The organism is Pseudomonadota bacterium (genome assembly GCA_039193195.1).
Classification (GTDB): domain Bacteria; phylum Pseudomonadota; class Gammaproteobacteria; order Steroidobacterales; family JBCBZW01; genus JBCBZW01.
In genome coordinates this window covers 15,298-37,580 of sequence record JBCCWS010000054.1, presented here as the reverse complement: position 1 = coordinate 37,580, position 22,283 = coordinate 15,298, and the positions used below count along the sequence as shown (strand labels likewise).

Genomic DNA, 22,283 nt, shown 5'->3' with positions numbered 1-22,283 from the left:
CGGGGGCCCGGCATATATAAACAATTTTACAAAACCCCCCCCCGCAGTAGGTGTGTACATAAATAAAAAAACCCGCCCCCCGCCAAAAACCCCCGCCTCACAAAACAACAACCAACTAAAAACTCCGCACACTACTAGCGAGGCGCCCTTTGGGAAACGAAGGTGGGGGGCCGCGCACGTGGTGGCGGTGGCGAGCGCCTATCCGCGGCGGTTTGCTAGGCTTGAGAACGTAGTCTTTCACGTCACCCTGGATGACGCACTCGCGGTGAGGCACTTCGGAGATTCGGATCCCGTGCTCGAGAACTTCCACCCTTTTCTGCACGTTTGGCAGACAGCGGGGGCGGTGGCTGCCCTCTTTTCACCCGCCTGGTTCCTGCGCGGCGCGAAGGGCCAATTCATCTTCTGGCGTATCGACGCCCGCGCAGTGATCGGCGTGCAGGTGCAGGCGGCCGCGCAAGCCGATCCCGGGAGCTATCGTGGGGCGTTAGGGGGCGAGGCGTTCGCTTCCTCGGGTCAACGAAGGTCGCTCTCCCGTGGAGAGTTGCCTTGAGCTGGGTAAGTCGGGTGGGCCGCACCGCGGCCATCGCGTGCCTACTCGCCAGTGGCCTCGCCAGTGGCGATTCGACGGTACAACGTGCGCCGCGAGAGGCCTCCGCCCCTGCGCTGACCACGGTGATCCTCGTCCGTCATGCGCAGAAGCGCCGTTTGCCCGCAGACGACCCACCCTTGACCGCAGCAGGCCGTGCTCGCGCTGAGGCGATCGCAAGCCTACTCGCTCGCGCTGAGGTCACTGCATCCGTCGACGCCGTTTACGCCTCGCCGTTTCAACGAACACGCCAGACCGCGGAGCCCCTGGCGGCGCGTGCGGGGGTGCCGATCAGTGCTTACGACCCCCGCGATAGCGAAGCACTCGCCGAACGCGTGTTGGAAGATCACGCAGGGGGCACGGTGCTCGTGGTGGGACATAGCAATACCTTGCCAAGTCTGGTGGATGCATTCGGTGGTGAGCGTGCGGTGCCGCCGATCGAAGACGAAGAGTACGACAACCTCTACATAGTTACGGTCCCCGCATCCGAAGGACAGTCATCAGTGCTGCGCCTGACGCTGCCGCCCGCGGACGAGCACACGTCAATCCCTAGCCTGTCCGCCTTGGCGGCGACCCAGGCTTGGCACCTGGTTAAGGCTGAGTTTCTCGACGGACACGCTGTGAGCGGCGAGCCGTGGGAGACGGCCTACGCCGAGTACCTGGCGCCGCTGCCGAGCCATGCAGACCGCACTGAGGCGAGCGCGGCGATCAATGCGATGCTCGCTGGGCTCGCCACCTCCCACACGAGTCACTACACGCCGCGGGATACGGCGTGGTTTCAGCTACTCGGCATCTTCGGTGACCAGTTCCCAGCCTTGCGTGCGCGGCACTTCGCGCAGGACGGCGGCGAGGTCAGCTACGAGGGGTTACCGATCGCCGTGCGTCGGCTGAACGGGCGAGTGTTCGTGAGCGGTCTCTATCGCCCCGCGCAGCTTGCCGGTGACGAGTTGTTGTTGGTGGGCGATGAACTGCTCACCGTGGATGGAGACCCCTTCGATGAGATCGAGCCCTTCCGGGGCAAAGCCGGGCAAGTGGTCACCTTGAGCGTACGACGTTCGCCGCAAGGCAGAGCGATTCCCGTGCTCGTGCGCGTTGAGCGCTTACGCCCTGCGCGGATGTTCCTCGATGCGGTGCGGGCAGGCGCGCAGGTCCTCGAACCCACGCCAGGCGTACCCATCGCCCACGTGCGGATGTGGTCATACGCCGGCGTCGAGTATCACGATGCGCTGCGCTCCCTCCTACGGCAGCCCCCATTTGCCGAGGCACAAGCCCTAGTGCTCGATCTGCGTGGGGGCTGGGGTGGGGCGGATCCCTCTTACGCGGACTACTTCCTGGCGCGCACGGCCACCTTGAGCATGCGCGCTCGGTCGGGGGTAACCACCGCCTATAACGATCATTGGGTCAAGCCCCTGGTGCTGCTGGTCGATGGTGGTACGCGCAGCGGCAAGGAAGTCTTGGCGCACACGATGCAGGCTCACGGTGTGCCCGTGGTAGGGGAGCGCACAGCAGGTGCAGTCACCGCCGGGCGGCCATTCCTGTTGCTTGATGATTCACTGCTCTACTTAGCCGTGGCTGCGGTCACGGTGGACGGGCAATCCCTGGAGGGGCAGGGCGTCGTTCCGGACATCGTGGTGGATCGAGGCCTGGCCTACGCCGCCGGTGCTGATCCGCAGTTGGCGCGTGCCATCGCTCTCGCACAGGCCTCTATCCAAGTCGGTGAGGCGCCGCAGCGCTGAGCGCCGGGCGGAGCACGCCGTCCTTGTCGACGGCGGACCCGCGGGTCTCAGTCCTCGCGACGAATCAGAGGCCGTCGTAGATGCGCTTACTGAACATCGAGGCGATCTGAGCGTCGCTCAGCTTCATCGCCTTCATGGCACGCTTCACCTCTGCCATTTCGAGCATGCCGTCACCGTTTTTGTCGATCGCGTCAAAGTGAACCGCGAAGAACGGCTTGAAGCCAGGTGCGCTGAGTGGATCGGCGAAGTTCATGACCTCCAGCTTGTCGATCATGCCGTCGTCGTTGGCGTCAGCCTTCTTCAGTACCGAAGTCCAGTCATCGGCCAACGCGGGCGCCGTCAGTGCAAGGGCGGTGGCAGTAGCAGCAGCCAGCAGGGGCAGGATGCGTTTCATTGGATGTCTCCTTGTTGAATCAACGATGCAGGGCTTGTCGTCCGCTCTCACCAAAGTGACAGGACGCAGCGTAGGTGCACCGACCGGTTGCATGGCCATTGCAATAAGTTACGGCGGGCGGTGAAGGCTCGACGTATGAGGGCCGGTCGCGCCGCCCGAATCAAAGGACCTCTAGAGTCGCTTCGTGGGGCAATGCGCCGACTTTTCTGCTGCGATCACGCCCTACTGGTCGATAACTAACTGATTCTCCGAAGCTTCATCCCTTTGATAGCTCAGGAGTATCGACTGAATGGATATAATCGATTTCTCTTCTCAAAGGGCCTCCTCCAAGATGGTTCACACATTCCCGGTGGCAACCACGCAGTTCAGTCGCCACCTAGCAAAATGACTTAGGAGATAAGCCCATGTCCAACGCCATCCGTTTCGCTGCCATCTCTTTGATCCTCGCCGGTAACGCCTTTGCCGATGATGTGGCGGGCGCAATCGATCCGGGCCAGAAGAGCCAGCGCGTGTCCCTGTCACCGGCTCAGCAGATCGGTGCCCCCTGGACCATAAACGACTACGTCGCCGTACGTGATGCAGGGCCCCAGCGCATCGTCATCTCCGCGGGCACAGAGCGCATCCTTGAAGAAGCGGCGCGCTCGCTCTGAGCGGCATCCTTGGGGCAGGCCTTGATCGGGCCTGCCCGGCGCTGCACCGGCCTCCCTTTCTTGAGATGCGAAGCCGGCAGCCTAGGGCGCTGCTGTCGCCATGGCCCTCGTGCTAGCCTCGCCCGCTCGAGTTTCGCCGAGGTAGAGGCGCGTAGTGACCTTCCAGGTGATGCAAGTTGTCGGATGGTGGGCCCTCGGCGCCCTGTTTGGCGCCATGGTGTTCTTCCCGGCCGTGGTCGCACCGCGCGTGTTTCGCGCGCTCGATGGTGAGTCCGCCGGTAACTTTCTGCGCGCGCTATTCCCCGGGTACTACCTCTTCATGATCGTGAGTGCCGCAATCGCGGCGGTCTGCTTCCATGCTCGGGTGGCGGTGGCCTTCGGTCTGCTTACGGTGGCGCTATCCACCCTGCTCGTGCGCCAGCTCCTGGTGCCGTTGATCAACGCGGCGCGCGACGCCCAGCTGGCTGGGGATACTCAGGCGGGCGCTCGCTTCCAGCGTGGGCACCGGGTGTCGGTGGTGATCAACATGGCGCAGCTGATCTTCGTCGCCTGGGCTGTCGCCCGCCTTGCGCTCACTGGCGGCTAGTCGCCTAGGTCCCGCAGCTCACGGATCGGGCGAGGCGCCCCCACACCCTCGAGCACTCGGGCTACACTTGGGTTTGCCGTCGAGTACTGAGTTGAGGTGCGCGGGTGAGCGAGGCAGTGGAATTAGCGCAAGAGGGCGAGGCCTGGCGTGATCGCAAGCGTTGGTGGTGGCCGCTCGGACTGATGATCACCTTGTTGCCCCCGCTCGGTGGCGTGCTTGCTGAACGCACGGAACTCACCGTCTTCTGGTACCTGCTTCCGATCTACGCGTACTGCCTAGTGCCCCTGCTCGATGCATGGTTCGGGGAAGATCGCAACAACCCGCCCGAGGCGCTGGTGCCGTCGCTCGAGCGAGATCCCTTCTACCGCGCTGTCCTCATCGCCTACCTGCCGGCGCAGTACGCCTGCTTCGCTTGGGGAGCCCACACGTTCGTGAATGGCGACTTGGCTTGGCCTGAAGCCTTGGGTCTTGTCCTCTCCCTCGGGTTGATTGGGGGCGGCGGCATCAACGTGGCTCATGAGCTTGGGCACAAGCCGAGTGCCCTGAGCGGATGGCTAGCGAAGATCGCCCTGATGCAAACCGCCTACGGCCACTTCTATGTCGAGCACAACCGTGGGCATCACGTGCGCGTCGCTACGCCGGAAGATCCCGCCAGCGCGCGATACGGTGAGACCTACTACGGCTTTTGGCTGCGAACGGTGTTTGGCGGGTTCGCCTCCGCGTGGTGCTTGGAGCAGAAACGCCTCGGTCGGCACCATCGTGGTGTCTGGCATTGGCGCAACCATGTCCTGCAGGGGTTGGCACTCACGATCGCCCTCTACACGCTGACCTCGCTCTGGCTTGGTCCGGCTGTGGTGCCCCTACTCCTTGCGCAGGCCCTGATCGGGTTCTCCCTGCTGGAAGGCGTGAATTACATCGAGCACTACGGGCTCCTTCGCCAGCGCGACGGCGACGGGCGCTTGGAGCGGGTGCAACCGCGTCACTCTTGGAACAGCAACCACGTGATGTCGAATCTGATGCTCTACCACCTACAGCGCCACTCCGACCACCATGCCCATTGGTCACGAAGCTACCAGGCGCTGCGCCACCAGCCGGAGGCGCCGTCCTTGCCCGCCGGCTATACCGCCATGCTCCTCGTGGCTCTGGTGCCTCCACTCTGGCGCCGGATCATGGATCAACGCCTATTGGCCCACTGCGGCGGCGATTCTTCACGCCTCAACGCGTAGGCAGGCCCGGTGCGGCCGGTCGCGGCGCTGCGGCCCGACGCAGTCGATCGTTGATGGCAACACCGAGTCCTTCGTTTGGGATTGGCATCACCGCGATCGTCCCGACGCCGCTGGCGTCGAGGTCGCGTAGCAATCGGTAGAGCTTGGCTGCGGCTTCGGTCGTGTTCCCGCTAGGTGAGAGGTTGGCTGCACCCGCCGGTGCAGCCGGACCGAAGGCTAGCAACCTCTCACCCTGGCGTGCTTCCGTGGCCTCCAAACGCACTAGCGCGTTCGGCGCGTAGTGGGAGCTGAGTTGCCCTGGAGCGATCACCGCTGCTCCATCTCCCAAGGGGCTCAGCACGGGTTCGCCAGCAATGGCGCTGAGCGTCGATCCATCGAAGGCGCCGGGGCGCAGTATCCGTAGCTGGGCGTCGGGTAGGGCCGCGACTATGGTCGACTCAAGGCCAACGCTTGCCTCACCTCCGTCGAGTATCAGGGCCAGCGCGTCGCCGAGTTCCGTTGCCACATCCGAGCTTCGCGTCGGGCTTAGGCGACCGGAACGGTTGGCCGAGGGGGCGACTAGGGGGCACTCGACGGCACGCAACAGGGCCTGCGCCACGGGGTGAGCAGGGATGCGAAGGGCGATGCTGTCGAGGCCGGCGCGTGCGAGCTCGGCAACACCGCCCGCTGGCTGCACGGGCAAGACGAGCGTCAGGGGGCCTGGCCAGCAATGCTGCGCCAGGGTGAGGGCGCGGCGATCGAAGACCCCTTCTTGCTGGGCGTTGGCGAGCTCGGCCACGTGGGCGATCAACGGGTTGAAGTGCGGGCGGCCCTTTGCAGCGTAGAGCCGAGCGATCGCATTCGCGTTAGTCCCGTCGCAGGCGACGCCGTACACGGTCTCGGTGGGGATCGCGACGAGCTCGCCGTCGAGCAGAGCATCGGCCGCGAGGGTGATCGCCGAGTCGCTGGCGGTGTGGATCGGGGCAGAACTCAACGGGCATGAACCCTCGGCATGGGATGAGTGCGGGCGCGCAGCGCCCTAGCGACCCGCAGTGTCCGAAGCCTCGGTGGAGGGGTCAAGCCGCTGACGAACGGCTGAGGTGAGCCGTCTTGGCGACCGAGCGCGCAGCAGGGGTAGGGGACGGTGCAACCGACAGAGGTGTCGTCCTGTCCGCATTCCCTCTGGTCACAGGAGCAGTCTTATGTTGCATCGTCGACTCTTCGCCCTGGTAGGTGCGATCTTCTGCGGTGCCTTGTCCCTCAGCGTTTGCGCGCAATCTTTGTACGATGATTTGGGCGGTGAATTGGCCATCGAGTGCTGGATCGATGAGGCCTTGCCGATACTGATCGAGGATCCACGGATCGGCGACTTCTTCGCTGGTGACTTGAACGCGGGGCAGGCGCAGAGCCTGCGGGACTCGCTCGTTGAGTTCGCGTGTGCGGCGTCGGGCGGCCGTGCCTGTACACGGGCCGGTGCATGGCGTGCGCCCATGCTGGCCTGGCCGTCGATCACCAGTCCTTTCGCGTCTTCTTGCGAGACCTGGAGAAGGCGGCCGAGCGCTGCCGCGTTCACAACGCGGGCTGGATGACCGATCCGGCCTACTCCAACCTGAACAGGGCGCTGCTCGCTATGCGTTTGCCGATCGTTCAGGACGACCCCGGCGAGAACCCCCAGGGCAAGGCAGGTTGTACGGCGCCGTAGGTGGAAGGGGGAGCGCCGCCGCCACGGCGTGCGGCGCCCCTGCTGTTCGATCTAATCCTCGGTCCAGGGGGTCGCTTGGATGCGGTAGACGTCTAACCACGTCTTGCCCTCGTCAAAGGACCATTGGCTCACCCAGCGCCAGCCGCCCTCGTCGGGCGGGTAGAAGATGATGCGTCGCGGCTGGGGGGGCGTAGGGTAGTCGACGGACATGACCACGCTGCCGTCCGCCGCCTGCTTGGCGCTGATGCGCTGCAGCCCTTGCAGGCTAGTGGCCGCCCACACGATGTCCCACTGTTCCGTTTCGGCGTTGTAGGTGCGAAGGTTGGTGCCCCAGCCGCCGCCGTTGGGCTGCCAGTAGTCCTGCACCGCCACCCCATCGCCGATGCACTCGAAGATCCAGCGCGCGCCAGCGCTCGCCTGCCACTCGCTGCCGTCTTGGCTCAGGCGTTCGTCGGTGATCTTCCAATCGCCGACGTAGCGGCCGAACTGGGCTTTGGCGCCTTCCATGCACGGGGTTGCCGCGGCGCCGTAGGCCACGCCACCGGTCGCCACGCACACGGTCAGGCAGGCCACTGCAAGAGCACTGAAACGCATAATCGATCCCCCCAAATTGTCAGTCAGTGTCTCTTCACTGACCCGCGCGGTGCGCGAAGGTTCGCGATCAACCGAAGGGGGCGTCGATCGAGGGCGTCAGGCCTGAGAACAGGCGAGGGCCGTCGTCCTCCATATGCAGGCAATCCTCCAGGCGCACGCCGAACTCGCCAAATAGGTAGATTCCAGGCTCGTTGGAGAAGCACATGCCCGGTGCTAGCGGCGTGCGCTCGCCCTGCACGAAGTTGACTGGCTCGTGGCCGTCGATCCCTATGCCGTGGCCGAGGCGGTGCGAGAGTCCGGGTGTTTGGTAGCCGGGACCGAAGCCTTCGGCCGTGTAGTAGGCGCGCACCGCATCGTCGACCTTGCCGGCGGCCAGCCCCACCTTGGCCGTCTCCAGCGCGATCTCCTGCCCGCGCTTCGCCGTGTTCCACACCTTGCGTTGCTTCGCCGTCGGCTCGCCGAAGACCCAGGTGCGCGACACGTCAGACACGTAGTCGTGCACGGCGCAGCCGCAGTCCATGAGGATTACGCTGCCCTCGCGCACGGTCTGCGCTTGGCGAGTGCCGTGCGGGTAGGCACTCGCCTCGTTCAGCAGCGCCGAGGAGAACTTCGGCGTGCCGCCGAGGGCGCGGGTGGCTTCGCTCATCATCTCGGAGATGTCGCGGGAGTTCATGCCCGCTTCTACGCGCGGGTAGATGTGCCGGTACGCCGCCATTGTGACGTCCGTCGCTCGTTGCATCAGGGCGATCTCGGTGGCGCTCTTGTACATGCGACAGCCCCGTGTGACGGGATTGGCCGAGCGTTGCGCGATGCGTGGCGCTGCCTGGCGAACGCCGTCGGCGATGAAGTAGCGTACGCTCTCCTCGATGCCTATATGCCCTTGTTTTACGCCACGATCGGCGAGCACCTCGCGTACGCGCTCGAAGGGGTTCTCGTTCTCATGCCAGGTGCGCACGTCGACGTCGATCTCGACGCTCTCTTGTACCGACGGCTCCTCGAAGTAGGGCGTGATGATCGTGGGTGTTCCCTCGCGAGGGATTACCGCGCCGGTAAAGCGCTCCGAGCGCCACCAGCGAACGCCCGTGAAGTACACCAGCGCGGACCCGGCTTCGAGCAAGATCGCGTCTAGCTCGTGCCGCTCCATCAGCGCCTGGGCTTTGGCGATGCGTTCGAGGTGTTCCGAAGGCGAGATGGGCTGGGCCCGCGCAGTCATGTCGCTCAGGCCATCAGCGCTCGCGGGCGCCGCGCCAATCCTGCGGGTCGCCGCAAACCCTAGGCCCGTGGCGGCGGAGAGTTTGAGAAAGTCGCGTTTGTTCATTCGGTCCTCGCGTGTGCTGGCGGCAGTATCTCAAGGATAGACGAGTCCTCGCCAAGTGCTAGCACGATGCCGTCGATGGGGTCGCTTGTTCTCAGGACATCCGCCGCGCAGACTGCGCGAACGTATCGGGCCGGTGGGTCGGCAAGGGAGGGCGGTCATGGGGGTTTCCAGCAGGCGAGGCCAGCGGGTGTGCGCAATCGCACGGTTCGTGATCGCCGTGGTGGCGGCCTTTGCCGCGACGGAGCTTGCGGCCGAGGATGGCGACATCGAGCACGTGCCCGTAGACGTCCTGCTCCACCAACGCGTGAGTGCCCCGGACGGTCTCTCCCTCTCGGCGACGGTCTGGAAACCCGCGGCGACCGGAAAGGTGCCGGCTGTTCTGGTGGTCACCCCCTACATCTCCGATGAGGCACACGGTCGCGCACGCCACTACGCCGATCGGGGCTACGCGATGGTCAGCCTCGATCGTCGTGGTCGCGGGGATTCGGACGGCGTTCCCCAGGTGTTCACGGACGTTGGACCTGATGCCTGTGCAGTGATCGACTGGATACGGCGCCAACCCTGGTCCGACGGTCGCATCGCTATGCGCGGCGGATCCTACCGAGGCATGACCCAGTGGATGACGGCACGCCATTGCCCGGATGCATTGGTCACGCTCATCCCGACGGCCTCCGCTTACCCGGGTGAGGACTTCCCCCGGGTTGGACCGCACGGTACCTACGCCTATCTCACCCGTTGGCTGGCCCTGACGCACGGCCGCACGGGGAATACGCAGCTGTTCAGCGACGACGAGTACTGGGAGCGCAAGTTTGCCGACGCGCACCGGCGCTACCTGCCCTTTGCTCAGTTAGACCGTTTCGTCGGGGCGCCCTCAACGCAGTTCCAACAATGGGTGGAGGGCTTGAGCGCTTTACCGGACTTTGCCCATCTCACGCCGACTGAGGCGCAGTACGCGAAGATGGAACTCCCCGTGCTCACGATCACCGGCCACTACGACGGCGATCAGCCTGGGGCGCTGCGCTACTACCGCGAACACGTGGCCAGCGCATCGCCCGCCGCCGCCGCTGAGCACTTCCTAGTGATCGGTCCCTGGGATCACGGGGATACGCGCCGGCCCACGGCCGAGCTTGGCTCGAGCGAGGTAGTAGCGTTCGGCGAGAACAGCGTGTTCGACATGGATCAATTCAATCTCGACTGGTTCGACTGGCGTTTCGGGCGTGGCAGCAAACCGGACTTTCTTAAAGATCGCGTGGCCTACTACCTCACGGGCGCCAATCGCTGGGTGTACGCCAGTTCCCTCGACGCGGTGAGCGAGCGTACGCGTACCTTCTACCTCGAGGCCGAGGCCTTTGAAGCGTACGAGGGGTTTCGTTCGGGGCAGCTCGTCGATGGGCCGGCGGAGGCCTCCGCCGTGCACACGATCAAGAGTGATCCGCTCGACGTGTCGGCCCTGGAGATCACCCAGACGCATCAGTTCGATCTCATCGCCGGCGGCGAGATCGACGACCCTTCCCCCGGCTACCTAGAGCAGACCTTGACCTTCCACTCACCACGCTTGGCCGCACCCATGCGAGTCGCCGGACAGCTCCGACTCACCCTTTACCTCGCCATGGATACGCCGGACGCCGATCTCGTGGCCCGAGTGTGGGCCGTTTTGCCAGACTCCACCGTGCGTTTGTTGGGGACGGACACGGTACGCGCGCGCTTTCGTACCGGCGCGCCCAAGCTCGTCACTCCCGGCGCTATCGAACCCTACGTGTTCGAGCGCTTCTTTTGGCAGGCCCGGGAGCTGCCTGAGGGGGCGCAAATTCGACTGACCGTCGGTCCTTTGAACGACCCGACCATGCAGAAGAACTTCAACACCGGCGGTCGCCTCGGCTTCGAGACGGCGCAAGATGCGCGCGTGGCTACAATCCAGCTGCACCACGATGCTCAGTACCCGAGTCGCCTTGAGGTGCCCCTCGCCGCATGGGCGCCACCCGTGGCGCAGGACGATTGATCGCGTTAGGTACTTACCGCCGTCGCACCGGCGAGTCGCCGCATCGTCACCCCGCAAAGGGGCACGGCGATGGCCCACACGATGGCGAGGGCGGCGACGATCACGGCTAGATCCGCCGTGAAGGTGACACCGCCGAGACCGCGTCCGGCGAGATAGGCCGCTGGCCCACCAAAGGCGCCCATGGCGGCGGCGAGGGCGTAGCGATGGTGCAGCCAACCTAGGGCGCTACCGAACAGCAGGGCGAAATTCGCCCACATGGTCACGATCCAGATTGGCGCCATGCCCTCGAGTGGCACCGCGGCGGCGTAGCGAAGCAGCTCACGGGCGGCGAAGGCGCTGTCGATGAGGAAGCCACCGATGCTCAGCCCCAGCACTAACCACCACACGCGAGCGGGCGGGCGCACGAGCAAGACGTGCGCTAGCGCGCTGACAGCGAAGGCCGCCGGTCCGAGCCATGGTTGACCGCGCGCGGCGCCGAGCACGCATGCCAGCCACACGGCCTTGAACGCGACGAACTCGACGACCAAGGCCACGGTTCGATAGGCGCCTGTGGGCGAGGATGAGATGGTGACGGTTGGCTGATTCATACGGGAGAGTTCGACGCCGGGTGCCGGCTGGATGAAGGGCCTGGCAAGGGCGCGCCAACCGTCCTTGGCCTTCAGCGTGCGTTGGCGGCACAAACCCTCGACGCTGGCGACATGGAATCGTAGGCCACCTCGCCGCCCACGACCGTGAGCCGGACCTCGCCTCGCAGCAAGCCGCCGGGGTCCGTATCCGCTACCTGGAAGGGGTCGATGGTGAGCGCCGTGAGGTCGGCCCAACGGCCGATGGCCAAAAGGCCGGTATCGTCCTCCCGGAAGCTGGCGTAGGCCGCCCACCGGGAGTAGGCGCGAAGGGTTTCGTCCATGGTCAGGCGCTGCTCCGGATACCAGCCTCCCGGGGGCTTGCGAGCCTTGTCGCGGCGGGTGACCGCCGCGTGCAGGCCGTAGAAGATGTTGTGGTCAGACCCGGGGTTGTCAGCATTGAACACGAGGTGCGCACCGCTCGCGCGCAGAGACCGCCATGCGTAGGCGCCGCGAATACGCCGAGGGCCTAGGCGCGCTTCCGCCCACGTTTTGTCTTCCACGGCATGCGGAGGCTCCATCGACGCGATGACGCCCAGGGTAGCCAAACGTGGCAAATCCTGGGGGTGCAGGACCTGCGCATGCTCGATGCGATGGCGCCCCTGCGCTGCCACCGGCGATGAGCTGATGACGCGTTCAAAGAAATTCAGGGTCTCGCGATTGCCCGCATCGCCGATGGCGTGAACGCCCACTTGGAAACCCGCGCGCATCAGCTCGGCGACGAGTGCCTGGTCGAATCCGTACTCGCGGCCGCTAACGCCGCGATGACCGGGCCGGTCAGCGTAGTCCGCGAGCAAGCGCGCCCCGCGAGAGCCCAAGGCGCCGTCGTAAAAGGCCTTGATCGAGCGCACCACGAGGCGCTGTTCTGGAGTGCTGTGCGTTTGCGGCCCTCGCCCAAGCCATTCGCGGCTCAGGGCTTCCTCGCGTGCTGAGAGCATGGCGTAGACGCGAAGGGGCAGTCGCCCCTGCGCCTCGAGTTCCTCGAGGATCGCCAGTTCTTCGGCGCTGATTCCCGCATCGTGCACGGTGACGTAGCCGTCGACGGTCATCTGGCACAGGGCGTTCATGACCTGACGGGTACGTTCGGTGCGACTGGCAGGCGGAATCGCATCCTCGACCAGGGGCACAGCTCGGTTCAGGAACAAGCCGGTCGGCTCACCGTCCTCGCCCAGGTGCATCTCGCCGCCACTCGGAACTTCCGTATTCCCTGTGATTCCCAAACGATCGAGGGCTGCCTGGTTCACCCAACCGGCGAAGCTGTGCAGGCTGCGCATGAAGACCGGATGGTTGGGAACAGCCTCGCTCAGCAGGCGTTTGTTGGGGTAACGGTCTGCCCACGCGCCTTCGTCCCAGCCTTGGCCGACGATCCACTGCCCGACGGGTACGTCGGCCGCACGCTCGGCGATGAGTGTGACAGCCTCCACCTCCGACGCCACATCGCGCAGGTTGACGCGGCTGAGGGCGGCGCCGAGATTGAAGACGTGCGTATGCGAGTCGACCAAACCTGGGAGCAGGGTGGCGCCGCGTAAATCGATTCGTTGGGTGTGCTCACCGGCGAGGGCTAGGGCCTTTGCGTTGCCTCCTACGTAGGCGATGCGGTCCCCGCGTATCGCCACGGCCCGTGCGTCGGGGTGCCACGCGTTGCCCTCGTAGGGCGCGCCTTGCGCCGGCGTGCCATCACCACTCGGATCATCCCAGGCCAGCGTGTACACGCTGGCGTTGTAGAGAATCAGATCAGCCGCAACCTCGGCAGTTGCTGTGCCTGAGCGCCCGCAGGCGCCCAGGCACAGCAGCGAGGAGGTGAGCAGCATGCAAGCGATACGCATTAGGGGTAATCCGCCGCGGTCCATCGGTGCAGCCAGTATAGGGCCATGCCCCTCGCGCGTGGCAGCGGCTCTCGCCGAGGGGCAGTTCAATGGGCGAGTACCATCTGCTCGCGACCGTCCTTCGCCTTGGCGGCCTGAAAGGCGGGGTCCTCGTACACCCGCTGCAACCACTCGCGGCAGTGCGGATGCTCATCGCTGATGAAGCCCTTCAGGCTGGCGGACTCGATCGAGTAGCTCAGGACGATGTCCGCGACGCTCAGGGCATCGCCGCCGAACCACGGGGCCTGCGCTAGATCTGCTTCCGCTTTGGTCAGCAAAGCATTTAGGCGCGGCTTGATGAAACCATCACCTGCTCGCCCCAGGGCGATGCTGACGAACGGCTTCATGAAGAAAGGTACTCGCTGTTTGATGATGGTGAACAGCGTCTCCATCATCAACAGGGGCGTGAGCGAGCCCTGGCCTACGTGGAACCAGAACAGGAACCGAGCCCGATGGGGTGCGTCGGCGGGTGGGCGCAACTGGGGGTTGGGGTGGCGGTCGAGGAGGTAGTCGACGATGGCGTTGGTTTCGGCGAGCGCGAAGTCACCGTCGGTGATGACCGGCGCTGTTCCCAGGGGAGAGAGGGCCTTGTAGGCGGCTGGAGCGAGCTTCGTGTCCGGGTCACGTTCGTAGGTCTCAAGCGCGTATGGAATGGCGAGCGCCTCCAATAGCCAGAGGATGCGGAATGACTGTGAGTACTCAAGATGATGCAGGGTGAGCAAGTGCGGTCTCCTTGGGTTCGTTGTTGGCGGGCGTGGCAGCGGGAAGATGGGTTGGGTCCCGCAAATTACGCGATCGCCGGAGCAGGCGGATGCGCGTAGGCTGGGCGCGGACGGCGCCGCGTGATGCCGGTCACTATAGCGTCCTCACTATCGGACCCGCGGCGGCGCCGCCTGCCGGCTACAGCGCGACAGGGGCACGCAAGGCCGAGCGGGCATATCAGTGCTGCGAGCGGTAGCTCGGGCAGGCCCGCTCGCAATTCGTGGCTGGCTACACTGGGGCGCTTGCAGCAGTCGATAGGGAATTCGCAGTGAAGCCAAGACGGGACGTGTTGAAGGCCGGATTAGCGCTGTGCGGCGCGGCCGTGGTGGGTGGGTGCTCCTCAGCATCAGCCCAAGGCGATGGCAGTGGCGCCACGGCCCCGCCCGCCCCGATTGCCGACGTGCCAGCGGACGACCCACCGGCCTCGCCAGCCGCGCGGCAGTCGCTCGTCGGGACCAGCGCCTCGGCGGAATTTACCGACGTGCAGAGTGCCATCGACGCCTGGCCCGACGTCAGCCCCGAGCTGCCAGTCGTCGTGCGCCTCGAGCCGGGCGAGTTCTCACCTTTTACCTTGAGACCGGGGGTGACCGTCCTCGGGGCTGGAAGGGCAGTGAGTACGGTCGACACCTCGGCGGGCAGTCCGATCCGCATCAGCGCGGACAGCTCGCTGCAGTCCCTACGAGTGCGCTACCGAGGAAGCGACGGCGGCGCGCAGGCCGCCGCCATTGAACGCACCGGGCCGGTGACCGAGGCGGTGCTGCAGGATCTGGAGATCGACGTAACGCAGATCAGCGGTGCTGCCGGACCGCGCTACGCCATAGGGTTTTACGTCGGCACCCACAACCTCACCCTGTACGATGTGAAGATCCGCACGGAGAGCTGCGGCATCTATGTGAGCTCCGGCAATTACCGCTTCCATGGGGTGGATTGCTACCTGGCCCCCGGATCGACGGGGGTTCCCCATATCGGCCTCGAAGTGGTAGGAGGTAGTCGCTTGGATTGGTATGGCGGGCGCTTGGGCACGGGGTACTACTACGATCAGAACTTGGGCGATCCCGGCCAAGACGTCATCGGCGCCCTGATCCCCGAATCGAATACGCAGAGCAACCTGCGAGTTCAGCTGCGCGGGTTGGACATCTACGCGCGCAGCGCGGACTACACCGGGGTCGAGCGCGTGAATGCCGTTCGTGCCGAGAACGGTTGGATGCGCCTCGAGGCGTGTCGCTGTCAGACCGAAGCCGGCGACGCTGGGCCAACAGGGATCTTCACCTGGTACGGCACGGACGCCCAGCCGTCCCTGGGCTGGGGTGGCAAAATCGAGCTAATTGGAAGCCGCGGCAACAAGGGTCCGGGGGATGTCTTCGGAGGCGACGGCGAGCTCGGCGTAACCGGTCCTGTGATCGACTCGCTAACGTTGGATGAGGATCAGACCGGTCTCATCTTGATCGACGCGAGCAGCCGTGACGTTGCGATCACTCTGCCGTGGACGCGCTTCAAGGCCGGTCGCCGCTACACGCTGAAGCGCGTGGATGAGAGTCCTAACGTGGTGCGCGTGAGCAGCACCGCCAACACGCCCATCGACGGCATGAGCGAGCGACTGCTGAGTCCCCCCTCGGCCGAGGGATCTGTGCTGCGCGTGGTTGCGGGCCGCGACCAGTGGCATCTGCTCTGATTCCCTCCGGGCGGTCGGCAATCGGGTCTGCGCCCGGCGGAGCGCCCGGGCACGCTCGCGCTGACGCTCTGTAAGCGGCGGCCTAGGACCTGCTCGACAGCCATTCCCGAGGCTCACCCTGCGCTTAGGGGCAAAGCCGACTTGCATGTCGCCCCAATAAGTAATAATGTAATTACATGATTACTTCTGAAGGTATGGACGATGTGTTCCATGCGTTGGCACACCAGACCCGACGCCGCATCTTGGACTTGGTGCGGGATCAACCGGGCCTAGCGGTCGGCGAGTTGGCGAGGTCTTTCGACGTCAGCCGGATCGCGATCATGAATCACCTCGCCGTGTTGGAACGGGCAGGGCTGGTGATCAGCGAGAGGGCTGGGCGCAGCCGACGGCTGTACCTGAACGCCGCCCCCATTCAGATGATCAACGATCGCTGGCTAAACGACTTCTCCGGTCACTGGGCGAGCCGACTGATGGCGATCAAGTACGCGGCTGAGCAGCCACAGGCAGCCACCGGAGAGGAAGAGGAGTAGAACTGATGTCAGGAGCGACAACCATGCAGCACGATGTCCCCGCCGCACCCGTGGCTGAGAAAGCGATCTTTCGAGTGCACATCGAGGCCCCGATCGAGCGGGTCTGGGACACCTTGGTGCGGACCGACGAGGTGCTACCGTTTTTCTTCGGATCCGTTTGCCGTACGCCCACCGGTCGCCTGCAGATCGGCACACCGATGGCGATGCGCTCCCCCGACGACAAGTACACGGCCGTCGTGGGCAAGGTGCTAGCCTTCGAGCCACCCTACCGCTACTCCCACACGCTGATCTTTACCCAGTTCAGCGACCAGCCTGCTACGGTCACCTATGAACTTCGTGACGTTGGGGGGAGTACGGAGTTCACCCTGACCCAAACTAACGTGCCCGCGGGTAGCAAGACGGAGAAGAGTATGAACCAGGGGGGCACACTCATCGTCAATACGCTCAAGGGCATGGCGGAGACGGGCAAGGCACCTTTCAGCACGCGGATGATCCTGGCGCTTATCGGCTTGCTGCGACCGCTGACGCCGCGCGCCTGCCGCAGCGAGCACTGGTCCTTCGAGCGTATCGAGAAGCTCTAAGGGAGGCGCAGCAAATGAGTCCATCACCGGAGCAGCAGCGCGAGACGATGCTCGCCAACTTGCCGGACAAAACGGGTAAGCCCCTAGGGGCGTGGTTGACCCTGATCAGGGCCCAGCACTTGACCAAGCACGGGCAAATCGTGAAGTTCCTAAAGTCCGAGCATGGCGTGACGCACGGATTCGCTAACCTCATCGCTCACCAGGTCCTGGCCGCACCTACCTCGCGGGGCGAAGACGACCTCTTGGACGCGCAGTACGCGGGAGCCAAAGCCGCCTTGAGGCCGATCCTCGATACGATTCTTGCGGCCGTTGGCGAGTTTGGCAGTGACGTGGAGATCGCGCCGAAGAAGGCGTCGGTCAGCTTACGTAGGGCCAAGCAGTTCGCCTTAGTGCAGCCATCGACGAAGACCCGCGTGGACGTCGGCTTGCAGCTGCCAGGGGTTGAGGCGGCAGCGCGCCTGGAGGCTTCGGGGAGCTTCAGTGCAATGGTGAGCCATCGCGTCCGGCTCGCCAGTGCGGATGAGGTGGATAGGATGCTGATCGGCTGGTTGCGTGACGCTTACGAACGGGCAGGCTAGGGTTCCTGGCGTGGGGTCGCATTGGCGCGCCCGCCTCCGTAGACTTCGCCCGCGATAGGGTTTCTTGAGGTCTTACCGGATTGATCAGCCTGCTGAGTGGCTTGCGCCAACCCGTCATCCTCCTTGGGGCCGCTTTCTTCACCTTGCTGTTGACCCTCACGATGTCGGCAGGATTCCTAGGCATATGGCTCGGCGTAGTCTTGCTGGCGGCGCTGATCCGCTACCCGTACGCGCTGACCGCCTCGGCGGCGGACGGCGCGCCCGAGCCGCCGCCAGCGGAAGTCGGCCACTTCAATCTGGCGATGGCCCCGCCGTACCTGATCCATGCCTTCCTGCTCGCGGCTCTGAGCTGGTGGCTCGCGGTGGATCTTCGCTTGTCTGGATCGGTCGTGGCCCTGGTGATGGCCTGCATCGCACCGGCGACAGTCGCGCTGATGGGGGCCACCGGCTCGCTGTTCACGGCCATCAATCCCCTAGGGATCGTTCAGTTGGTGCTCACGCTCGGGGTCTCCTACGGTGCGGTGGTGCTGATCGTGATGGGCCTCTATGCACTCGCAACCCTCGCCGATCGCGCGTTTGGCCTACCGTTGCTCTCTCGCTTTCTCACCATGTACACGCTGCTCGCCGTGTTCGACATCAGCGGCCGCGTCCTGCACCTGCACCGTCGAGAGCTCCCCTTCGCCGTCACTACCTACGAGGATCGCCGCGAGATCAGCGATCGCTACGATGAACAGCGCGATTGGGAAGCGGAGCTAGATCGCATCTACCGCGCGGTCCGCCAGGGGGAGATCACCGCGGGGCTAGCCGCCATGGCGCAATTGGTGGCACAGGATGGCTATCGTCTCGAGGGCTACGAGTTGCTCTACGCGCGGGTACGTGAATGGCATCTGCCCGAGGTCATGCTCGCCTACGCGGCGATCTTCATAGAGCGCTTGGTACTGGTGGGTGAGCTCCAGCGCGCCATGGAGGTGACCGAAGCGTGCCTGCGCCACGACCCGGCCTTTCGCCCTGGTCCCGACTCGCTGGCGGCGATCGTCGGGCACGCGCGCAGCGTCGGCCACGAGCACACGGCCGAGATGCTCACGGTGGTGATCGACCGCCGAGGCAGCTGATTTGCGCCCTAAGGAGTCTGATCGCGCATACTGCAGGCATCCCCGGGTACGGTCACGGAGGGCGACATGACGCCTGAACATTGGGAGCACGTCTGCGCATTGTTCGATGCCGCGATCGCCCTGCCACCGGCCCAACGTGAGGCCTTCGTGGCCAACCTGATCGAGGAGTCGGCAGCGACGCGAGAGGAGCTTCGTGCGCTGCTAGCCGAACATGACGACGCGGCCCCGTCGATACTCGCGGCCGAGCTCCGCGCCGCCGCCGGCCATTGGGCGCACGCGAAGGATGACTCGGAGCACCTAGTGCCGATCGGTCCCTACCAGCCTGAGCGTGTGCTCGGCCGCGGTGGCATGGGCGTGGTCTACCTGGCCTCCCGCGCCGATGGACAGTTCGACCAACGCGTGGCCCTCAAGCTCGTCAAGCGCGGTTTAGACAGCGAGGAGACCCGTCGTCGCTTTCTGTTCGAGCGCCAAGTGCTCGCGCGCCTGCAGCACCCCGGCATCGCGCGCCTGCTAGACGGTGGTGTCAGCGAGGACGGTCAGGCGTACTTCGCAATGGAGTACGTGGAAGGCGAGAGCCTGTTCGCCTACTGCGATCGACACGGTCTCTCCCTCGAGGCACGCCTACGCCTGTTCGCGCAGGTGTGTGATGCGGTCGAGTATGCGCACCGCAACCTCATCGTCCACCGCGATCTCAAGCCTGGCAACATCCTCGTCGGTGAGGACGGGGAGCCGCGCCTGCTCGATTTCGGCATTGCCAAGCTGCTGGAGGAGGATGAGTCGGCCGACGCACAGGCTCCGGTCACACGCACCAGCATGGCCCTGCTCACCCCCGAGTACGGCGCGCCCGAGCAGCTCATGCACGAGCCGATCACCGCGGCCACAGACGTGTACGCTCTCGGTGTGATCCTATACGAGTTGCTCACCAGCCATCGCCCCTACGACTTGGGCAAGCGCTCTCCCGTGGAGATCTACGAGGCGGTGCTGCGCGAGCAGCCGTCACGACCCTCGACGGTGGTCACGGGCCGCCCACCCGCGTCGCTTGGCGCCGCGTTGACCAAGCGCCTGCATCGCCAGCTAAAGGGCGATCTCGACGTGATCACCCTGAAGGCCCTGGCCAAGGCGCCGCAGCGGCGCTACCGCTCGGCCGGCGCCTTGGCCGACGATCTTCGCCGTCACCTAGAGGGCAAGCCGATCAGCGCGAGGGCAGACAGCACGACGTACCTGCTCGGCCGCTTCCTCAAGCGCTACCGCTTGGCCGCCGGTGCCGGTGTGCTTGTCCTAAGCTCATTGATCGGCGCTCTCGGCGTGGCGGCGTGGCAGGGCCAGATCGCCGCCCGTGAGTCCCGCCGGGCGACCTCCGTGTCGGACTTCGTCGTGGAGATGCTCGCCACCGTGAGCCCGGATCAAGCTCAGGGCCGCGACGTCACGGTGCGCCAAGTGCTCGATGAGGCCGTCACCAGCCTCGATGATCCCAGCAACGCTGTGGCCGAAGAACCCGCCGTTGAGGCGGCGATCCGCGCCACGATCGGCAATACGTACCGTGAGCTTGCTTACTACGAGGAGGCTGACGCGCAGCTACGGAAATCCCTTAGGCTCAGTGAGTCGACGTTCGGCGCGAGGCACGAGGAGAGCATACGGCGGCTGAGCGATCTCGGTGCAACGTACTTCGCCCAGGCGAAGATCGATGAGGCGGAGGCCTATTTCGAGCAGGCCTTGACGCGCGCGCTAGCACGCTGGGGTGAGCATCACGAGCTCACGCAGCTTGTCGTCTCGCGCAAGGTGGGCGTGCATTTCCGTCGGGGCGAGTACGCCCTGGCGGAAGCGCAGCTTCGACGCAATGCGCAGGTGCGTCGCGAGCTGCTCGGGGCGAACCACCCAGATACGATTGCCTCTCAGGCCAATCTTGCCGCCAGCTTGAGCGTGCAGGGACGCTGGGAGGAATCCACCCCGTTGCTGGAAGACGTGGTAGCGCGGCAAACGCGAGTGCTCGGGGAAGGGGCACGCGCCACGCTGATCGCCCGCGGCAACCTGGCCGACGCCTACAACAATCTCGATCGCATGGACGATGCCGTGAGCCACGCGGAGGCCGTGGTGCGGATTCGCGAACGGGTGCTTGGCGAATCCCATCCTGAGCTGACCGAGGGGCGCCTGCGTTTCGCCGCCATCCTCAAGGATGCAGCGGACTACGAGCGCTCGGCGGCCGTTTTCGCACGCGCCTTAGGAAACGCCGCTGAGACGCTGGGCGCGCGACACTACGTGGTGCTGGTGGCCCACGGCAACTACGCCTCGCTCCTCGCGAGCCTCGGCCAGCTCGACGCCGCCCACGAGGAGTTCCAACGCTCGATTGTGGGCCTCACAGAAGTGCTCGGCGAAGAGCATCCGACGACGCAATCCATGATCCGCCTGCGGCGGACCTCTCTGGAAGCGCCGCCCACGCAAGCGGAGTCTGGCTAGGCGTCCGCGGAGCGCGCGTGACCGGTGGTGCGAAAGAGCAGCAGCAGGGTCATGGCGATGATGCCCATCTCCGCCGTGAGCACGATGAGCGATGCCATCAAGGACACCCCATCGAAGGCCGAGACGGACGGGCCGGCAGCGGTGCCGTTGACCACCGCCGCCCCCACCTGGGGCGCTGCGAGGAGCGAGAGCAGAAGGCGTCCCGTCGCCAGGTAGAGCAGCAGGAGGGAAAGGCCAATGCCGATGACGCTCGCCCATAGGCCGACCCACAGGGTGCCTACCACCTTCTCGTAGTCGGGGAAGTCGTGCGGGTCGAGCATCTTGCGGCCGAGCGCTGCGTAGCGAAAGAACCAGACGGTCGTAAAGCCCATGACTAGCAGGCCTGCAATGACGAGCGTTCCGCGCAGGCCAAACCCGTCCGCCGCGCGTTCACCGGCGATCAGGAAGAACGCCAAGAAGGCGGCATCCGCTCCGATGATCAGCACCTGGGTCCAGACCCCTAGCCATCCCAGGCGTACGAACAGGCCTGGCAGACCGTCGGCAACGTTGGGGGGCCATAGGGGCGTAGCGGCAGTGCTTGAAGCAGCCATGGGCTTGCGACTCCGGAGGATGCAGTAGGAGAGGGCAGCGCCGCGGCTAGCGGCGCTCGACGGGGGCAATTATGGCATGGCCACAACGCGGCGCCGCTCGGCGTGGCGGCAAGTTTCGCGGGCCTTTCCCGACCCGCGGAGGCTACATCGGTTGTTCAGCGCGAAGGCGCAGCCAGCCCCGCACCACGCGGTAGATCACCCACAGGGTGAGGAAGGCAAAAATCAGCCAGGCGAGGGGAATGCCGATGAAGGTGACGAACAGGATCGCGGCCACGATGGTCCAGGCAAGGGCGTACCAAAAGGTGCGAATCTGCCAGCCGAAATGTGAGTCTACCCACGTGCCGCGCGCGTCATCTCGCTTGAGGTAGTTGATGACCACAGCGATCAGCGAGGGGATACCGGTAATGAAGCTGAAGAGCACGATGGCCGAGGTCAGCACGCCGGACAGGATGGAGAGGGCGTGCAGCAGGTAGACCAGCTGGGCAACGTTGTAGCTCTTGCGAGTGGCAGCATCCATGCGGGGGCGATCCTGAGTCGGTGAGTGGTAAGCGGCGGATTTGCCCGCCAGAGCGGCGGAACCCTAGCACACTCGCTCCACAGGCCGCCGCCCCTCACCCTTGCGATGCTCTAAATGCGCGTCCGGTCGCGTCGCCGCCGCCGGCCGCGCCGGCTGAGGCCGGTTTAACCCAATCTTATGCGGTCTAGGTCACAGGGCCGGCCCCTTCGCGAGTTTGCTCACACCTGCG

The 22,283-nt window shown here is 65.2% G+C and carries 22 protein-coding genes; 13 read left to right on the top strand and 9 right to left on the bottom strand.

All coding sequences use genetic code 11. The annotated features are described in order from the left end of the window. Positions 1-187: 187 nt before the first annotated feature. Both AAGA68_24350 and AAGA68_24345 read left to right on the top strand, forming a co-directional pair. Positions 188-550, top strand: coding sequence for a hypothetical protein (locus AAGA68_24350; protein MEM9388205.1), 363 nt, complete (start codon positions 188-190; stop codon positions 548-550). After that, positions 547-2,322: a S41 family peptidase gene (locus tag AAGA68_24345; protein MEM9388204.1), complete on the top strand. Its 1,776-nt coding sequence runs from the start codon at positions 547-549 to the stop codon at positions 2,320-2,322. Before AAGA68_24350 ends, AAGA68_24345 begins: the two co-directional genes overlap by 4 nt. Before the next feature lie 64 nt (positions 2,323-2,386). Here the strand turns inward: AAGA68_24345 and AAGA68_24340 are convergent, their stop codons facing one another. Further along, entirely contained in the window at positions 2,387-2,716 is a 330-nt protein-coding gene (locus AAGA68_24340) for a hypothetical protein (protein MEM9388203.1), read from the bottom strand. 404 nt (positions 2,717-3,120) lie between these two features. Here AAGA68_24340 and AAGA68_24335 point away from each other — a divergent pair, with 404 nt between their 5' ends. From AAGA68_24335 to AAGA68_24325, 3 genes are all read left to right on the top strand, one after another. Then, positions 3,121-3,366 (top strand): hypothetical protein, encoded by a 246-nt coding sequence (locus AAGA68_24335; GenBank protein ID MEM9388202.1) that lies wholly within the window; start codon positions 3,121-3,123, stop codon positions 3,364-3,366. 169 nt (positions 3,367-3,535) lie between these two features. Beyond that, positions 3,536-3,952, top strand: a complete 417-nt coding sequence (locus AAGA68_24330) for a DUF4149 domain-containing protein (protein MEM9388201.1) — start codon at positions 3,536-3,538, stop codon at positions 3,950-3,952. Between the two features lie 182 nt (positions 3,953-4,134). Next, positions 4,135-5,178: an alkane 1-monooxygenase gene (locus AAGA68_24325; GenBank protein ID MEM9388200.1), complete on the top strand. Its 1,044-nt coding sequence runs from the start codon at positions 4,135-4,137 to the stop codon at positions 5,176-5,178. On the opposite strand, the gene AAGA68_24320 is transcribed toward AAGA68_24325, so the two are convergent. Then, positions 5,168-6,151 (bottom strand): L-threonylcarbamoyladenylate synthase, encoded by a 984-nt coding sequence (locus tag AAGA68_24320; GenBank protein MEM9388199.1) that lies wholly within the window; start codon positions 6,149-6,151, stop codon positions 5,168-5,170. The two genes, AAGA68_24325 and AAGA68_24320, sit on opposite strands and share 11 nt — an antisense overlap. 483 nt (positions 6,152-6,634) lie before the next feature. Here AAGA68_24320 and AAGA68_24315 point away from each other — a divergent pair, with 483 nt between their 5' ends. Continuing rightward, positions 6,635-6,859, top strand: a complete 225-nt coding sequence (locus tag AAGA68_24315; GenBank protein MEM9388198.1) for a hypothetical protein — start codon at positions 6,635-6,637, stop codon at positions 6,857-6,859. Between the two features lie 51 nt (positions 6,860-6,910). On the opposite strand, the gene AAGA68_24310 is transcribed toward AAGA68_24315, so the two are convergent. Both AAGA68_24310 and AAGA68_24305 read right to left on the bottom strand, forming a co-directional pair. Continuing rightward, complete coding sequence (locus AAGA68_24310) at positions 6,911-7,453, bottom strand: hypothetical protein (protein ID MEM9388197.1); 543 nt, start codon at positions 7,451-7,453, stop codon at positions 6,911-6,913. 67 nt (positions 7,454-7,520) lie between these two features. After that, a complete protein-coding gene (locus AAGA68_24305; GenBank protein ID MEM9388196.1) occupies positions 7,521-8,771 on the bottom strand; it encodes a Xaa-Pro peptidase family protein in 1,251 nt (416 codons plus the stop codon). 157 nt (positions 8,772-8,928) lie between these two features. Between AAGA68_24305 and AAGA68_24300 the strand changes: the two genes are divergently transcribed. Continuing rightward, the gene (locus tag AAGA68_24300) at positions 8,929-10,770 is read left to right on the top strand and encodes a CocE/NonD family hydrolase (GenBank protein ID MEM9388195.1); all 1,842 of its coding nucleotides are present in this window, start codon (positions 8,929-8,931) and stop codon (positions 10,768-10,770) included. Positions 10,771-10,775: 5 nt separating this feature from the next. Here the strand turns inward: AAGA68_24300 and AAGA68_24295 are convergent, their stop codons facing one another. From AAGA68_24295 to AAGA68_24285, 3 genes are all read right to left on the bottom strand, one after another. Then, positions 10,776-11,357, bottom strand: coding sequence for a DUF2878 domain-containing protein (locus AAGA68_24295; protein ID MEM9388194.1), 582 nt, complete (start codon positions 11,355-11,357; stop codon positions 10,776-10,778). A gap of 71 nt (positions 11,358-11,428) precedes the next feature. Next, entirely contained in the window at positions 11,429-13,219 is a 1,791-nt protein-coding gene (locus AAGA68_24290; GenBank protein ID MEM9388193.1) for an amidohydrolase, read from the bottom strand. 86 nt (positions 13,220-13,305) lie between these two features. After that, positions 13,306-13,980, bottom strand: a complete 675-nt coding sequence (locus AAGA68_24285; GenBank protein MEM9388192.1) for a glutathione S-transferase family protein — start codon at positions 13,978-13,980, stop codon at positions 13,306-13,308. Between the two features lie 308 nt (positions 13,981-14,288). Between AAGA68_24285 and AAGA68_24280 the strand changes: the two genes are divergently transcribed. From AAGA68_24280 to AAGA68_24255, 6 genes are all read left to right on the top strand, one after another. Further along, on the top strand, positions 14,289-15,692 hold the full coding sequence (locus AAGA68_24280) for a hypothetical protein (protein MEM9388191.1): 1,404 nt from the start codon (positions 14,289-14,291) through the stop codon (positions 15,690-15,692). A gap of 176 nt (positions 15,693-15,868) precedes the next feature. Continuing rightward, positions 15,869-16,222, top strand: coding sequence for a metalloregulator ArsR/SmtB family transcription factor (locus tag AAGA68_24275; GenBank protein ID MEM9388190.1), 354 nt, complete (start codon positions 15,869-15,871; stop codon positions 16,220-16,222). 5 nt (positions 16,223-16,227) lie between these two features. Further along, positions 16,228-16,803 carry an SRPBCC domain-containing protein gene (locus AAGA68_24270; protein MEM9388189.1) on the top strand — a complete coding sequence of 192 codons (576 nt, stop codon included), beginning with the start codon at positions 16,228-16,230 and terminating at the stop codon, positions 16,801-16,803. A gap of 14 nt (positions 16,804-16,817) precedes the next feature. After that, positions 16,818-17,381: a DUF4287 domain-containing protein gene (locus AAGA68_24265; protein MEM9388188.1), complete on the top strand. Its 564-nt coding sequence runs from the start codon at positions 16,818-16,820 to the stop codon at positions 17,379-17,381. Between the two features lie 80 nt (positions 17,382-17,461). Then, positions 17,462-18,493 carry a hypothetical protein gene (locus AAGA68_24260; GenBank protein ID MEM9388187.1) on the top strand — a complete coding sequence of 344 codons (1,032 nt, stop codon included), beginning with the start codon at positions 17,462-17,464 and terminating at the stop codon, positions 18,491-18,493. Between the two features lie 66 nt (positions 18,494-18,559). Beyond that, complete coding sequence (locus AAGA68_24255; protein ID MEM9388186.1) at positions 18,560-20,947, top strand: tetratricopeptide repeat protein; 2,388 nt, start codon at positions 18,560-18,562, stop codon at positions 20,945-20,947. Here the strand turns inward: AAGA68_24255 and AAGA68_24250 are convergent. Then, positions 20,944-21,537, bottom strand: a complete 594-nt coding sequence (locus AAGA68_24250) for a DUF3611 family protein (protein MEM9388185.1) — start codon at positions 21,535-21,537, stop codon at positions 20,944-20,946. The two genes, AAGA68_24255 and AAGA68_24250, sit on opposite strands and share 4 nt — an antisense overlap. A gap of 142 nt (positions 21,538-21,679) precedes the next feature. Further along, positions 21,680-22,054 carry a hypothetical protein gene (locus AAGA68_24245; GenBank protein MEM9388184.1) on the bottom strand — a complete coding sequence of 125 codons (375 nt, stop codon included), beginning with the start codon at positions 22,052-22,054 and terminating at the stop codon, positions 21,680-21,682. Between the last annotated feature and the right edge of the window lie 229 nt (positions 22,055-22,283).